The following is a 15945-nucleotide window of genomic DNA, read 5'->3' on the forward strand; positions in this document are numbered from 1 at the left end:
TTATCATTGAATCACAAAAGGATATGCATTATGAGCTCGTTATCAAGCATGCGTAAACGTTATTTAAGTGATCCTGCTTTTAAACTGTTCAAGAAAGTACTGCCACCACTCTCAAACACAGAGAAACAAGCTATGGAAGCTGGCAGTGTATGGTGGGATGGCGAGTTATTTAGTGGTGAACCTCAGTGGCAAACGCTACTTAATTACCCCAAACCAATTCTGAGTGATGAAGAGCAACACTTTATTGATACAAAGCTACAAACATTACTATCAATGCTCAATGATTATCAAATCGTCCAACAACAAAAAGATTTACCCGCTGAAGTTTGGCAATACTTACGCCGTGAAAAGTTCTTTGCACTTATTATTGGTAAACAATATGGCGGGCTTGATTTTTCAGCACATGCTAATTCTACTATTGTGGCTCAAATAGCAACGCGAAGTTTAAGTGCAGCAGTATGTGTGATGGTTCCTAATTCGTTAGGGCCAGGAGAGTTACTGACCCATTATGGCACACAACAGCAAAAAGATTACTGGTTACCACGATTAGCAGATGGTGTTGATATTCCATGTTTTGCATTAACAGGGCCAAATGCAGGTTCAGATGCAGGCGCGATCCCAGATGAAGGTATTGTGTGTTATGGCGAACATGAAGGTCAGCAGGTGCTAGGGTTAAAGTTAACCTGGAATAAGCGTTATATTACGCTGGCTCCTGTAGCTACTGTGCTTGGGTTAGCGTTTAAAATGAAAGATCCACAGCGATTACTTGGCGATAAAATTGATCTTGGTATTACCTGCGCCTTGATTCCAACAAACCATGCTGGGGTTGAAATCGGTGAACGTCATGATCCATTAAATATGGCATTTATGAATGGGCCAACATGCGGGAATAATGTTTTTATTCCGTTAGATTGGATAATTGGTGGTCAGGATTATGCCGGTAAAGGCTGGCGAATGCTGGTGGAGTGGTATTCAGCTTGGACCTATGAATTATTTGGGTCATCATTATTTTGGTATTCCCGTTGCAATCACTGTTGAAGGTGCCAATATCCTGACCCGTAATTTAATGATTTTTGGTCAGGGTGCGACCCGCTGTCATCCTTATATACTGGATGAAATGGCCGCTGCTGCCAATCCTGATGAGCAGCAAGCAGCAAAAGATTTTGATGGATTATTAATAAAACATATTGGTTTTGCTGCCGGAAATATAACTAAATCATTGCTAAATGCCGTTAGTGGTAGCTATTTTAATCGTACCCCTGAAAACGCTGAAACCAGTTATTATTATCGTCATTTATCGCGAATGTCAAAAGCACTTGCTGTGTGTGCTGACGTATCAATGTTGAGTTTAGGTGGGGGGTTAAAACGTCGTGAATTGTTATCTGCACGCTTAGGTGATGTGCTAAGCCATTTATATTTAGCGTCAGCAGTATTAAAACGGTTTGAGGACGATGGCCGCCAACAGCAAGATTTACCCATGGTTCATTATTCATTACAGTATTGTTTGCACCAATGTGGTATTGCGTTTGAAGGCGTATTTAGTAATTTTCCACGCAGAGGTGTTGGCAGAACATTACGTTTACTCACTTTTCCTATTGGGATTCATTATTCAGCTCCAACCGATGATATAAGTATTAATATTGCAGCGTTACTGATGACTCCAAGTGTTCATAGAGACCGATTAACGCATTTGTGTTACGTCGGAACTAAAGATGATGATCCGGTTGCGATCATGGAACGTGCATTTATTGCTTTGGATGGGATCAAACCTTTAGAGCGCAAATTGATGCAAGCGACACGTAATGGTGAGATCCCACGCAAATCTTCATTGATTGAAAAATTGCAGTTAGCATTGGATGCGGGAGTGATCACAGAAGATGACCGCCAAAAGATAGAGAATGCAGAGAAGCTAAGACAAAAAGCGATTCAAGTTGATCATTTTTGTGCTGACCATTTTAAACAAGTAAGCTTGCAACCAGGGAAGGCAGCTTAGGGTTACTTAGCCAGTGAAATATAAACCTGGAATCTCCCGTGTGCCACGTAAATACGTGGCACTTTTTTTGACCAAAAATTGGTATAACACCTCCAACCACTGTGATTTTTGTTCATTTATGGCATAAATTTAATGCGTATCTGTCATTAACCTTTTATCCTATTCACAATTATGTAAGGGAAGTTGAAAATGATCATCAAACCTAAAACTCGTGGATTTATTTGTACAACAACGCACCCAGTTGGTTGTGAAGATAACGTAAAGCAGCAAATTGCTTACACCAAAGCACAAGGCCCAATTGCCAATGCACCAAAGCGTGTATTAGTGGTAGGTTCGTCTAGTGGTTACGGTCTGTCATCACGTATAGCAGCAGCATTCGGTGGCGGCGCAGCGACAATTGGTGTTTTCTTTGAAAAGCCAGGTACAGAGAAAAAGCCAGGTACTGCAGGTTGGTATAACTCAGCAGCATTTGACAAGTTTGCTAAAGCAGAAGGTCTTTACTCAAAAAGTCTAAATGGTGACGCTTTCTCTAACGAAGCAAAACAAAAAACAATTGATTTGATTAAGCAAGATCTTGGTCAGATTGATATGGTTATTTACTCATTGGCATCACCTGTACGTAAATTACCGCAGACTGGTGAAGTTGTTCGTTCATGCCTAAAACCAATGGGTGAAACGTACACAACAACGGCTGTGGATACTAATAAAAACGTACTGATCGAAACCAGTATTGAGCCTGCAACAGAACAAGAAGTTGCAGACACTGTTACCGTTATGGGTGGCGAAGACTGGGAGCTATGGATTAATGCATTAGCAGACGCTGGTGTCTTAGCTGACGGTTGTAAGACTGTAGCTTATAGCTATATTGGTACTGAATTAACATGGCCTATTTACTGGCATGGCGCATTAGGTCAAGCAAAAATGGACCTAGATCGTGCAGCGAAAGAATTAAACACTAAGTTAAGTGCGACAGGTGGTTCTGCTAATGTTGCAGTGCTAAAGAGTGTTGTGACACAAGCAAGCTCAGCTATTCCTGTGATGCCTTTGTATATTGCAATGGTGTTTAAGAAGATGCGTGAAGAAGGCGTACACGAAGGCTGCATGGAGCAGATTCTACGTATGTTTAGCCAACGTCTTTATAAAGAAGATGGCACAGCAGCTGAGGTTGACGCTGAAAACCGTTTACGTTTAGATGACTGGGAATTGCGCGAAGATATTCAACAGCATTGTCGTGACCTATGGTCAAAAGTAACCAATGACAACTTATATGATGTTGCTGATTACCAACAATACAAAGATGAGTTCTTAAAGCTATTTGGCTTTGGCATTGATGGTATTGACTACGATGCGGATGTAAATCCTGTTGTTGATTTTGATGTAGAAGATATCTAATCGTATTGAAAGATTAATATTTTACAAAACCGCCATCATGGCGGTTTTTTATACATCTAAAAAAGTAGCTAGCGATATACGCTGGATACTTTATTGTATTATCAAAGCTTAGCTCTTAGGCAGTTTAATAATAAACGCAGCACCTTCAAGTTCTGAATCTTTGACATTAATTTTGCCTTGATAGCTATCAATAATTTCATTACAAACAGATAAACCAATACCTTGACCTGGGTTGAGTTGATCTGCACGTACACCGCGTTGAAAAATAGCTTCACGTAACTCAGGTTTTACCCCTGGGCCGTCATCTTCAATCATAATGGTAAAATCGTCATTAGTTTCAATAACTGATAATTTCACTTGGCTAATACAAAAACGGAAACTGTTTTCAAGCATATTGCCAAACAATTCCATTAAGTCATCTTTATTGAGAGGTAATTTTAGGTCGTCATTAAAGTGATAATGTAATGTTGCGTGTTTATCAGCATAGATTTTACTTAGCATACGATCGAGACTAGTAATGATCGGTTTGAGCTCAACGTTGCTTTTTTGTAACCCTTGTTGGCCTACCATTGCCCGTTTTAATTGGTATTGTACCAAATCATCCATTTGACTAATTTGTTCCATAATACGTTGATTTAGCTCTCGACGATCTAAACTTGCATCATCAAGTAGGGCATTTGTTGCTGCTAAACGAGTCTTCAAGCTATGAGCAAGATCATCCATCGCATGGCGATAACGACCTTGTTGGTCATGACTAATACGGCTTAATCGGTTTACCGCCATGGTAACTTCTTGCAGTTCCATTGGATAATTATCATCCAGCTTTTCTCGTTTAGCTTCTGCCATTTGATCAAGTTGGAAGGCTAATTTTCGTAATGGCTGGAATCCCCAATGAAAAGCAGCAATAAGAAATGCCACGGCAATTAAAACAAACAACCCTAAGTAGAAAGCCGTACGTTTATGTAATTGAGCAAGAGAGTGTTCGTAATCATCGGCTGAACGTAGTACAACTAATTGATAGATAGTACCATTTTCTTTATTACGGCTGAGATTATAAGCAATATAGCCTTGATGATTTTTCATCGTAATAAGGGTTGGAGTTGATATGTTTTCTGGTAAATAACGGCAAACATTGCGTAATTTATCTGCTGATGCTTTATTTGAAACCCAGGTTGTTTTGTCACTTTGGTCACAAACGACTGCAATATAATCAGTGTCTGAGGGATCGAGAGAATCAATCCATTTGTCGACATCTTTAATTAATCCAGCCCGATTAAGTTGTGCGACGACCATCGGCATTTGTGCAACAAGTTCCGATGAATATGATGCCATATAACTTTGAGAATAAAGTTTATTAATGACCCCAGCAAGGGCTGATGTAACCAATGCAATAATTGCGACGGAAGTGATCAACACTCGTTGTCTTAATCGAGGTTGGAAAAATCGACTCATTGGGCATTGAGTTCAAAAATATACCCTTGACCACGAATGGTTGATATAGGATTATTTTGTCCATTTTTGGTGAATTTTTTACGTAAACGACTGATCATTACTTCAATCGTATTAGGATCGCCTTCTTGATCTTCATAAAGAACATCAAGTAAACGTTGCTTAGAGACAACTTGACGACTATGTCGCATTAAGTACTCTAATAAATCATATTCAAATGCAGTTAATTCTAATAATTCTTCGCAAATATAAACTTGCTTAGCTAATAAATCGACGCGAATATCACCCGCTGTCATTTCTGGCTTTACAAAACCTGCACTGCGACGAACAAGTGCACTTAAACGCGCCACCATTTCTTCTTTTTGAAATGGCTTTACTAAATAATCATCAGCACCGGCTTCAAGTCCTGTGACTTTATCTTGCCAATTTGAACGCGCAGTTAAGATCATTATAGGTAAACGTAGTCCCTTTTTACGCATGTCTTTAATTAAGCTGATGCCATCTCTATCAGGTAAACCGATATCGACAATAGCAATATCGTTAGGATAGTTTTGTGCAAAAAACAGTCCTTCTTCAGCAGTGTTGGCACATTGAACTTGATTTCCTAACTCGCTGAGTTGCGATTTAAGGTGATGGCTAAGAATGGCATCGTCTTCGACAATAAGAATACGCATAGATTGGGCACCAGAGATAACGGATGGTATTAATGAGCTATGGTAAGGTATCTAATAATAAAGCGCATTAGTTATTGTTACCATAGTCTCATGTCTGAATATGTAAACCAGCAGAAAATTGGGTGATAAAAATCAAATGAATATATTGCTAGTTACATTTTTACGCTAATAACCAGTGTAGAGTGTCAGACTGAATAGGGGCTGACTCATTAATAAATTAATGAGTTAACCCACTATAAAGATAGGATAAATATTATCTTGAATGGTGTTATTGGAAAATAAAGATCAAGGTACCAGCGATAGTTAGCAGCACGTTAGCAATCGCATACGTACCAGCATAACCCAGAGCAGGGATCGTACTACGCGCATGTTCATTGATCATATCCATTGCTGGAGCGCAAGTACGCGCACCAATGATAGCGCCAAATAATAATGCTCTATTCATTTTTAGCACATAAGCACCAAAAAGGTAGGCTAATACTACAGGAATAACACTGACCATTAAGCTGGTAACAAATACCGTTAGACCAATATGTGCAATAGAAGCAAACAGATTAGAACCTGCGCTTAAACCAATTCCGACCATGAATACCATCAGGCCTAAATCTTTAGCCATGTTGAGGGCACCTTGGGGAACATAACCAAAAGTAGGGTGGTTAGCACGCAAGAAACCAAGGGTAATACCTGCAATCAATAAGCCAGCTGCACTGCCTAAGCCAAATGCAATATGGCCAAACTTCATGGTGATTAAACCCATTAATAGGCCAATGATAAAGAAGCAACAGAACGCAAGTAAATCAGCTATTTGACTATGAATAGAGATAAAACCAATGCGTTCAGCGAGTCCTAACACACGACTTTTTTCACCACTGACTTGTAGAATATCACCTTTATTCAATAGAATATTATGATCCATTGGCATTTCAATTTGAGCACGTACAACACGGTTAAGGAAACAACCATACTCAGATAAATTTAATTCTGATAAACGCTTACCTGCAATACCGTCGTTTTTAACCACAATTTCTTCTTCTACAATGCGTAGATCGAGTAAATCACGATCAAAAACTTCTTTACCATTACGAAAGCTAGGATCAAGACGAGCGTGGCTATCTGGGTAGCCCACTAATGCTATCTCATCACCTTCTTGCAAAATGGCATCACCATCAGGGTTGGCTAAAATACCATTACGTCGTACACGCTCTATATAACAACCCGTTTGACGATAAATACCTAGCTCACGTAAGTTGCGTCCATCAATCCAATTAATCAATTCAGGACCTGCACGGTAAGCACGAATGATTGGCAAATATACTTTGCGTTGTGCGACTTCACCAATACCGCGTTCTCGTGCTATTTGCTGCGATGACTCAGCAAGGTTTTGCTTTTGTAATTTAGGCATCAGTTTAGCGAGGAAAATTAAGCTGACTAAACCAACAAGATAAGACATGGCATAGCCAACGCTTAAACTTTCGCTTAATTGCTTAATCATCGCAGGATCGGTAATACCTGCAAGACCATTGTTCAGTGCGTCTTTGGCACCTACAAGTACCGGTGTTGCAGTTAATGAACCCGCCATCAAGCCAGTTGCTAAACCGATATCCATGTGTAAATAACGTGCCATGGTCATAGTGATAGCAATGGATGACAGTAAAACGACTAATGCTAATAGCAAATAGTGTTTACCATCGCGAAAGAAGATACCAAAGAAGTTTGGTCCTGCCTCAATGCCAACACAAAAAATAAATAGCATAAAGCCAATATTGAGTGCGTCAGTATCAAACGTAAAACCCGCATTACCAAATAATAAAGCAGTCAGTAGAACGCCAATGGAGTTACCTAGTGTCATCTTGGCAAAGCGAATTTTACCAATACTTAAACCTACAGCAAGGACTACAAAGAGTAATAAAATATCATTTTGGTGTAGAAGTGCGGCTACATCAATGTTCACGACGGATTTCCGAAATAATGGAAAGATAAAAGTGGCATAAAGTCTAGCCGATTTTGGGAAGAGGTTATAGTTTATATTATAAATAAATAACGAAAATATATCTTCTAAAGTAACTTGTTGAGATAAATTATCTTTAAATCACGGCGAGTTTTTTAAAAGGGGGAGCATACGTTAAAAATTAGTATTTTAATTATAAAAAATAATCGTGTACATATAAAAAAGGCTGACAATGTCAGCCTTTTTGTTAATCAGTATCAATGCTTACTTAAAAAGAAGGTTATGTTCTTTTGCATAAGCTTCAAATTCAGTGCAACCACCAATATGGTCTTGATCAACAAAAATTTGAGGCACAGTTTCAACTGGCTTACCTACTGTCTTTTCTAAATCAGCTTTACTGATACCTTCGGCATGGATATCAACGTAGCGGAAGTTAAAATCGTCGCGTTCTTCTTTAATTTTTTCTGCTAGTTCTTTTGCACGAACACAAAAAGGGCAACCTGGACGACCAAAAATAACAACGAACATAAATTTCTCCTGCATAATTTATAGCTACTATAGCGTGACTGTAGCAATAGCGGAAGAGGGTTTTTTCTGTTAAACCAATAGACAAAAACGATATTATTTAGGTAGACATTAATTGTACCCAAAAAATAAAAGCCAGAGATATTATCTGGCTTAGTGGTAAATCTGAATGGATATCTTTAAAAGTCGTAACGAATACCGGCCTGTAATTCATCATCTTTTGCGTCAAGCTGTTGGAATTTATAACCGATGTATGTACGTAGACTTTTGCTGAATTTATAGAGGCCTTCTAAAGCAAAATAGTTAACTTCATCTGTGGTGATATTGTTGGTTTCTGATTGCTGAAAATTGTAAACGCCTCGTGCGGTAATTTGATTAAATGTATACGCAGCTGCCAACTCATAACCATTTAAATCAGCATCGCCATGTTTGCCATTAGCGTATGCTGCACCAGCATAGATATTATCGAGTTCATAACTTATTGCGAGGTTAAATTGGTTGGCATCTATATCGACGCCATCATTACCATTCACATAGCCAGCACCTAAATTTAATCCAAAAGGAAAACTATATTGGGCGGCAATACCGACACTGTTACTATCTTTAGTGCCACTGTTATTTTCTGCAATATAGTTAGTCGCAATGGCAAGATTATTAAACTCACCGACATATAAAAAATTATTTTCACGTTTGTCTTTATTACCATCAACCAGATCTACAGCATCACCACCAAAGGTCGATAAAATATCAGTAAAATCAGTGATCATCACTTGAGCTGAATCTTGTTTACCATATGAAAAGGCACCAAATTGTGAGTCTAATCCAGCATAAAGGTAACGGGTGGTGACAGTGCTATCTTTATTATCTGAAATTTCAGCTTCATATTTACCAAACGCGGTGAGTTGTTGATTAATTGCAGACTTTCCTTTTAAAGCGAGGCGAGCACGGCTTTTATCTTTAAATTCATTACTGTCGTTATTAATACCTTTATTTTGTTTTGAGATATTAAAACGCGCTTCTGCTCTACCACCAACGTCAATCACAGTGTCATTATTATCATACACCGTTGCTGCGGTTGCTGTTGTTGATAAGCTGGTAAAGATAGCGGCTACCACTGCTGCTTGTTTCATGGTTCATTCCTCGTTAAATCATTTAGATGGCTTCATTGCCGTTGAACTTTATGCAGCCTACCAATGCGTTATTACGCTTCTATTACGGTTAAAAGTCACTTTTACGACATTTGTTTGTTAGTGACGTATTACTGCTATTGTGAGTCAGGATTGATCTTAACGGTGTAGTTATTGAAACAAGCAAAAAATTGTCTGCAATCAATATTGAACTAACTTATCTGATTGAATCTAGTTATGTGCAAATAAAAATAGCGACAACAGCCAGAGTTGATATTTTTATTTAATTGGCGTGATTTAGGGTGAGGTAAATAGCCTATGTTTCAGTTTATGACTTCAACACGGATTATCTTTGGTGAAGGTGCTTTGCATGATTCTTTATCGTTACTGAATCAATTTGGTTACAGTACATTATTAGTCACAGGTCAGGATCAGCAGCGTTCACAGCAACTTGAGCAATATTTTAAACAGCAGAATATGCGCTATCAACGATTAGTCATTAAAGGCGAACCATTAATTGCGATGATAGAAGAATTAGCTGCAATGGGACGTACTTTTTGTCCTGATATGGTCATCGGTATTGGGGGAGGAAGTGTGCTTGATGTCGCTAAATCATTGGCGGCATTAATTCCTAATCAAGGTAGTGTCTATGATTATGTCGATGTTGTAGGGCGTAATGTACCGTTGCAAGTTAAATCGTTGCCATTTATTGCTATTCCGACAACAGCAGGTACTGGAGCTGAAGTGAGCAAAAGTGCGGTCTTACAATCTGCACAGGAACAAGTGAAAGTTAATTTAAGTAATGTTGAACTTTTCCCTGACTTAGCAATTATTGATCCGACGTTAACTTATGGAATGGACAGCGTCTTGTCTGGGTGCTGTGCAATGGATGCGTTTACCCATTTGATGGAAGCGTATGTATGTGGTGAGCCTAATCCATTAACAGATATGATTTGTGAGGAAGGGCTAAAGCGCATTTCGATGTCAATATTAGCGGCTTGTCGAGATGACCATTATCCATCAAGAAGTGATATGGCTTTTGCTGCAATGTTAGGCGGCATGGCACGTTCAAATGCGAAATTAGGTGCGGCTCATGGGCTAGCATCATCATTAAGTGGACGTTTGAATGCGCCACATGGATTGATTACTGCGCGGTTAGCCCCTTATGTAATGGCTGAAAATATATCTGTTGCCATAGAGTTAGGGCGAAGTGATGTGCTAGCCCGTTATCAAAAATTAGCAGTAATATTGACCATGAATAGTGATGCTAATATTGAGGATAGTGTGCAATGGGTAGACAGCATATTAACAAAATTGCAGTTGCCACTACTATCAAAGTATGGATTGTGCAATACCACGTTTGAAGAGGTTGCTGAAGATGCATTACGTACCTGTGCGATAAAAGGCAATCCATTACCGTTAAATCAACAGCGACTGATTACTATTTTAGAGCAAGTTTGCTATCGATGTTGTGATTACCACAGTCATGATTAGGCGGTAAATAATAACTGAACAATATATCGGAATTGAGGTTGTATTGAATTTTACATGTTCTATATAAAAAGTGACTTAGGTCGCTTTTTTATATCGTTATATTTGGGAAAAATCGATATTTTTAGGTTTTTTTTTGACACTTCAAAGTAAGTGATAAAATAAGCCTGAATATTTGTTTTTGTTTCTGGTTTGTTTGATATTATTAATTCAAATAAATACATTTTTAATCAATAGCTTACGAATGTTTTTTAATGGGTTAATGAGAGTGTAACTGCTTTTAATGTTTTTAATAATTGCTAACAAATTTACACCTCTAGTATCACAAAGGTTCTTTACATATTTTAAGCTTTAATGGCGTTTTTTGATTTAGATGTTGTTTTTAATGATATAGGCATTGATCTGTGCCGCTGCTTCAATTAGAATTCGCGGCGCATAAATATGCGAACACATTTTGAAGTTTTATCACTTTTGTTGAAAATCCTGTAGGGGAAGAAGATGTCTACAAAACTTGCAAATCCAGCGCCATTAGGACTAATGGGCTTTGGTATGACGACCGTTTTATTAAATATCCATAATGCTGGTTTTTTTCCTCTAGATTCTATGATTCTAGCGATGGGTATTTTCTATGGTGGTTTAGGGCAAGTTATTGTTGGCATGATGTGCTTTAAGCGTGGTGACACCTTTGGCACGACAGCATTTACTTCTTATGGTTTATTTTGGCTAACGTTAGTCGGCTTAATCGTACTACCTAAATTTGGGTTTGCTGCGAGTCCTGCACCATTTATGGCATGGTATCTATTATTATGGGGTGTATTTACAGCCTTTATGTTTATCGGTTCTTTACGTTACCCGCCAGCTAAGCAAGTTATCTTTGGCTCTTTAACGGTTTTATTCTTCTTACTGGCTGCTCGAGACTTTACTGGTAGCGAAAGCATTGGTTTTATTGCTGGCATTGAAGGTATTTTCTGTGGTTTAAGCGCGATTTATTTTGCAATGGCACAAGTGTTAAATGCTGAATATGGCCGTGTTATCTTGCCTGTTGGCATCGCACCTAAAGATCGCGAGTTACAACAAGTTACAGCATAATATTTTATAGTTTAATAAAAATAGCCTTGCTTGTTGAAGCAGGGCTTTTTTATATCTGTTATTTGCCAATAATAAAAAACCCCGCATTGGCGAGGTTTAATGTTGCTATAAGATTGATATCGTATTTTTAATGGTACAATTCTGGTAAATGCTGTGTGTGTTCAATACCAGTAAAGCACCCCTCTGTGTCCATATCATTTTCTTTTCTTGAACTACTTCGAAACTGTGACGGCGTTACATTATATTTACGTTTAAATGCATCACAAAAATAGGCTGCACTACCAAAACCAGAACGGTTACCTATTTGTGAGATTGAGTAATTAGAAAACGTTAAAAAGTTAAGTGCTAACCCCATTCGAACATCAAGTAACAATTGGCTAAATGAGACACCTTCTTTTGCTAAATGGCGACGTAACGTTGATTGCGTTGTAAATAGTGCTTTTGCCATATCATCAACACTCCACTTTCGTTGTGGGTCTTGGGTGATTAAGCGTGCAATCGTCCGTTCTTTAGGTTCGTCATAATTAAAGCGATAAACATTGAAAACATCAATACCAGTATCATTAAGTGCAATTAAAATGAAAACTAAGCACTGGCTCAGCAAAGTTTGCTCCATTGTTGATCCACTAATGCTTGGCAATAGTTGATTAAATAATGCGAAATTTTGCTCAACAATTTCTGATGAGTCAATGAGATAGATAGGCGAGCAATTTGAGCTTGTTAATGATGGTTGCTTCAGAGCACTGATATATTTAAATGCTGCAGTGATCGCATCTTCATTAATCATTAAGATTTGCAATTCAATGTTCTCTTGAGTATTTAATTGATTAATAGAGCAAGAGACGTGGCTGAATTTAGGTATAGCTAAAATGCTATTATTTTTTATATCTATAGCGTGACCATTAATATGAATATTACCTTCTGCATTTGATAATTTTACAATTAAATGATGATCGACATAAAACTCTTTCAGAACAACATGGCTCTGCGAGAGGATACGCTTATATTTCATAGCAATATTGCTTCTCTATAAAGGGAATAAATCCTTCATTACATATCGTACATCAATGATGTAAAGGCGATATACGCATCCATGCTGATACGACATTAAGGATAATGTGTATACATAAGTGAGTATAGGACTAAAAGAAACGAAAGAATAGACACAACTGGTTATATAAAGAACAACGGATATAGGTAATAGTTATATTGATACAATATAGGCATATATCTTAATTGTGTGGTATTGAATGGTGATTATTAATGAATTGTGTTGTATATAAATGGAAGCGTTAAGGAGGAATTTTGGGCTAAAAAAAACTATCCGAAGATAGTTTTTTGTTGTTACTAAATAATGTGTTTTACATATTAACAAATAACTTTAATTGCTAAGCCACCTTGTGAGGTTTCACGGTATTTAGCGTTCATATCTTTGCCTGTTTCAAGCATCGTTTCGATGACTTTATCCAGACATACTCGTGGTGCTGATGAACGGCGAAGTGCCATGCGTGTTGCGTTAATTGCTTTTACTGCAGCAATACCATTACGCTCAATACATGGTACCTGTACTTGGCCTGCAACAGGGTCACAGGTTAAACCAAGGTTGTGTTCCATTGCAATCTCAGCAGCCATACAGACTTGCTCAGGGCTTCCGCCCATCAATTCCGCTAAACCTGCCGCAGCCATTGAACATGCAACACCTACTTCACCTTGACAGCCAACTTCTGCACCAGAAATTGAAGCATTGCGTTTATATAAACCACCTACAGCACCTGATGCTGCAAAGTAACGGGTATATTCTTTTGGCCCAACTGATTGCACAAACTTATCATAGTAAGCTAAAACTGCAGGAATAATACCGCATGCGCCATTTGTTGGTGCAGTCACAACACGACCACCGGCAGCGTTTTCTTCATTAACAGCAAACGCGTACATATTAACCCAGTCAACGACTGTCATAGGGTCATTACTGAGCTTTTCTGTTGTGATTAGTTGTTGACGTAATGCTGCTGCACGACGAGGAACACGTAGTGGCCCAGGAAGAATACCTTCCTCATTCATACCACGTTCCATACATTCACGCATGGTTTTCCAAATGTTAGCGAAATAGGTGCTAATTTCATCTTCAGCATTCATTGCGCGCTCGTTAGCCATAACAACGGCACTGACAGAAAGACCATGTGTATTACATTGTTCTAATAGCTCTGATGCATAAGAGAATGGGTAAGGAACTTCCACTGTGTTGGTTTGTTCTTTACCGAAGTTTTCTTCATCAACAATAAAACCACCACCAATAGAGTAGTAAGTTTTAGAGAAAATAACTTCATCACCAATCCATGCATGGATAGACATGCCGTTTTCATGAAGGGATAGGTTAGTTGTATGGAAATTCATACCGCCATCACGTGGAAAATCAACAGTGTGGCAGTGCATGCCAACAGGAAGACGCTCAGTCTCTTCTACACGAGAGATGAATCCAGGAATGCTATCAATATCAACATGCTCAGGTGAGTTTCCAGCAAGACCCATAATGATTGCAATATCAGTATGATGACCTTTACCTGTTAGAGATAAAGAACCGTAAACATCAACAGTAATTTTAGTTACGTCACGCAGTTTTCCTAACGAGCGTAAATCGTCGATGAACTCTTTACCTGCTTTCATTGGGCCTACAGTGTGTGAACTAGAAGGACCGACACCAATTTTGAAAATATCGAAAATACTGATCATGTTATTACCTCAGTCAGAGGGAGGCGATTCTGCTTCCGAGTAAGACTGTTATTCGTTGATATTCTCGCTCCTTCCTTGGCGAGCGCACTTAAACTCGAAGAGTAATGATGCTCAATGCACTGTTACTCTTAAGTATCGTTTATTTTACGTTATATGTGCTAGTAAACACCATGAGTACCAGCACATTTTTTTGCTTTTATGCGATTAATTATTCGTAAATGGTACATTTATAGTTGTTTTACTAAAACGCGCCGTAAATTACAGAAGTGATTGCAGCGATACCACATAAAACAGTGAAGATACGGGCAAATACTGATGTTTTGTATTTAGCCATTGCAGGTACTGTTTGCATTGCGATAACAGGTAGTAGGAATAAAATACCAGCAATCATTGGTGCGCCCATTGTTTCGATCATGCCCAGAATACTTGGGTTAATGATAGCGACAATCCAGGTTGTGATAACAATGAAACCCAGTGAGATTTTTTCAATGTTAGCAATAGGCATCTTAGAGCGAGATTTTGCTAGGCCAACAAGACCTTCATGAGCACCAAGGAAGTGACCAAAGTAGCTTGAAGTAATTGCTGCAAAAGCAACCAGTGGACCTAAGTAAGAGATTGCAGGTGAATCTTTTACGTTAGCTAGGTATGAAAGCACTGAAATATTTTGTTCTTTTGCCATGTTCAATTGTTCTGGTGTCATTGAAAGTACAACTGAGAATACAAAGAACATCACAAAGCCCATTAACATCATCGCTGCACCACCAGTGATCATGTCTGTTTTCTTCACTGCGTCATCACCGTAAGAGCGACGCTGTTCTTTAGCAAACTGGCTAATAACTGGGCTGTGGTTAAATGAAAACACGATGATTGGAATTGCTAACCAAATAATTTTAGGCATTGCAGACCAATCTGCTTCTGTTTGCACCATTGACATATTCCAGTCAGGGATAAGGTATACAGAAAGAACCAGCAGAATAATAACCAATGGGTAAACCATGGCTGATGTTGCTTTAAGCATTAATTCTTTACCGAACACGACACCAGCTGTCATCAGTGCAATTAAGACACCTGATAGTAACCAGCGAGGGATTGACTCCATGCCCAGTTGGTTAACCATGAATGAGTCAACAGTGTTAGTAATACCGACGCCGTAAATTAATACGATAGGGTAGATAGCAAAGAAATAAGCGAAGGTAATTAGATTAGCGCCTGTTTTACCGTAATGCTCTTCTACAGTATCGGTAATATCAGCATTTGGATTTTTTGATGATAAGACAAAACGCGCTAGGCTTTTATGCGCAAACCAAGTCATTGGTGCTGCGATAAGAGCAAGAATAACTAGCGGCCAGAAACCGCCCGCACCCGCTTTAATTGGTAAAAATAGAACACCGGCACCTACTGCTGTACCAAATAGAGAAAGAGCCCATGTGAAATCTTTATAGGTCCATCTGGTTTTTGTCGCACCTGTTGCTGATGCTGTCGATGTATTTTGCATGCTGTGATATCCAATAAAAGGGAACGGAATAT

11 protein-coding genes and 1 pseudogene are annotated in these 15945 nt (G+C 38.6%); 4 read left to right on the plus strand and 8 right to left on the minus strand.

The genetic code is table 11. The annotated features are described in order from the left end of the window. The first annotated feature begins 30 nt into the window (after positions 1–30). Together BTN98_RS03590 and fabV are read left to right on the plus strand one after the other, a co-directional pair. Positions 31–1993, plus strand: a pseudogene (locus BTN98_RS03590) (acyl-CoA dehydrogenase domain-containing protein). Between the two features lie 189 nt (positions 1994–2182). After that, positions 2183–3385, plus strand: a complete 1203-nt coding sequence (gene fabV, locus BTN98_RS03595; protein WP_060996578.1) for an enoyl-ACP reductase FabV — start codon at positions 2183–2185, stop codon at positions 3383–3385. A gap of 108 nt (positions 3386–3493) precedes the next feature. Here the strand turns inward: fabV and BTN98_RS03600 are convergent, their stop codons facing one another. The 5 genes from BTN98_RS03600 to BTN98_RS03620 form a co-directional block, all read right to left on the minus strand. Continuing rightward, positions 3494–4837, minus strand: a complete 1344-nt coding sequence (locus BTN98_RS03600) for an ATP-binding protein (protein ID WP_060996577.1) — start codon at positions 4835–4837, stop codon at positions 3494–3496. Then, a complete protein-coding gene (locus BTN98_RS03605; RefSeq protein WP_060996576.1) occupies positions 4834–5508 on the minus strand; it encodes a response regulator in 675 nt (224 codons plus the stop codon). Before BTN98_RS03605 ends, BTN98_RS03600 begins: the two co-directional genes overlap by 4 nt. Before the next feature lie 268 nt (positions 5509–5776). Continuing rightward, positions 5777–7459, minus strand: a complete 1683-nt coding sequence (locus BTN98_RS03610; RefSeq protein ID WP_060996575.1) for an aspartate:alanine antiporter — start codon at positions 7457–7459, stop codon at positions 5777–5779. Positions 7460–7720: 261 nt separating this feature from the next. Continuing rightward, positions 7721–7984, minus strand: a complete 264-nt coding sequence (locus tag BTN98_RS03615; protein WP_036795265.1) for a GrxA family glutaredoxin — start codon at positions 7982–7984, stop codon at positions 7721–7723. Between the two features lie 176 nt (positions 7985–8160). After that, on the minus strand, positions 8161–9111 hold the full coding sequence (locus tag BTN98_RS03620; protein ID WP_060996574.1) for a porin: 951 nt from the start codon (positions 9109–9111) through the stop codon (positions 8161–8163). A 315-nt stretch (positions 9112–9426) separates the two neighbouring features. Between BTN98_RS03620 and BTN98_RS03625 the strand changes: the two genes are divergently transcribed. Both BTN98_RS03625 and BTN98_RS03630 read left to right on the plus strand, forming a co-directional pair. Beyond that, positions 9427–10602: an iron-containing alcohol dehydrogenase gene (locus BTN98_RS03625; RefSeq protein ID WP_060996573.1), complete on the plus strand. Its 1176-nt coding sequence runs from the start codon at positions 9427–9429 to the stop codon at positions 10600–10602. Positions 10603–11097: 495 nt separating this feature from the next. Continuing rightward, the gene (locus BTN98_RS03630) at positions 11098–11688 is read left to right on the plus strand and encodes an acetate uptake transporter (RefSeq protein WP_060996572.1); all 591 of its coding nucleotides are present in this window, start codon (positions 11098–11100) and stop codon (positions 11686–11688) included. Between the two features lie 127 nt (positions 11689–11815). Here BTN98_RS03630 and BTN98_RS03635 read toward each other — a convergent pair whose 3' ends face one another. The 3 genes from BTN98_RS03635 to BTN98_RS03645 all read right to left on the minus strand — a co-directional run bounded on the left by BTN98_RS03635 (position 11816) and on the right by BTN98_RS03645 (position 15913). Next, positions 11816–12700: a helix-turn-helix domain-containing protein gene (locus tag BTN98_RS03635; RefSeq protein WP_060996571.1), complete on the minus strand. Its 885-nt coding sequence runs from the start codon at positions 12698–12700 to the stop codon at positions 11816–11818. A 356-nt stretch (positions 12701–13056) separates the two neighbouring features. After that, positions 13057–14418, minus strand: coding sequence for an L-serine ammonia-lyase (locus BTN98_RS03640; RefSeq protein WP_060996570.1), 1362 nt, complete (start codon positions 14416–14418; stop codon positions 13057–13059). Between the two features lie 241 nt (positions 14419–14659). Beyond that, positions 14660–15913 (minus strand): aromatic amino acid transport family protein, encoded by a 1254-nt coding sequence (locus BTN98_RS03645; RefSeq protein WP_060996569.1) that lies wholly within the window; start codon positions 15911–15913, stop codon positions 14660–14662. Positions 15914–15945 lie beyond the last annotated feature (32 nt).

The organism is Photobacterium aquimaris, assembly GCF_002954455.1.
GTDB classification, from domain to species: domain Bacteria; phylum Pseudomonadota; class Gammaproteobacteria; order Enterobacterales; family Vibrionaceae; genus Photobacterium; species Photobacterium aquimaris.

Coding starts and splice junctions, on each gene's coding strand:
- BTN98_RS03600 (WP_060996577.1), bottom strand. CDS start 4,837: ATGAGTCGATTTTTCCAACCTCGATTAAGACAACGAGTGTTGATCACT.
- BTN98_RS03620 (WP_060996574.1), bottom strand. CDS start 9,111: ATGAAACAAGCAGCAGTGGTAGCCGCTATCTTTACCAGCTTATCAACA.
- BTN98_RS03640 (WP_060996570.1), bottom strand. CDS start 14,418: ATGATCAGTATTTTCGATATTTTCAAAATTGGTGTCGGTCCTTCTAGT.
- BTN98_RS03630 (WP_060996572.1), top strand. CDS start 11,098: ATGTCTACAAAACTTGCAAATCCAGCGCCATTAGGACTAATGGGCTTT.
- BTN98_RS03635 (WP_060996571.1), bottom strand. CDS start 12,700: ATGAAATATAAGCGTATCCTCTCGCAGAGCCATGTTGTTCTGAAAGAG.
- fabV (WP_060996578.1), top strand. CDS start 2,183: ATGATCATCAAACCTAAAACTCGTGGATTTATTTGTACAACAACGCAC.
- BTN98_RS03645 (WP_060996569.1), bottom strand. CDS start 15,913: ATGCAAAATACATCGACAGCATCAGCAACAGGTGCGACAAAAACCAGA.
- BTN98_RS03605 (WP_060996576.1), bottom strand. CDS start 5,508: ATGCGTATTCTTATTGTCGAAGACGATGCCATTCTTAGCCATCACCTT.
- BTN98_RS03625 (WP_060996573.1), top strand. CDS start 9,427: ATGTTTCAGTTTATGACTTCAACACGGATTATCTTTGGTGAAGGTGCT.
- BTN98_RS03615 (WP_036795265.1), bottom strand. CDS start 7,984: ATGTTCGTTGTTATTTTTGGTCGTCCAGGTTGCCCTTTTTGTGTTCGT.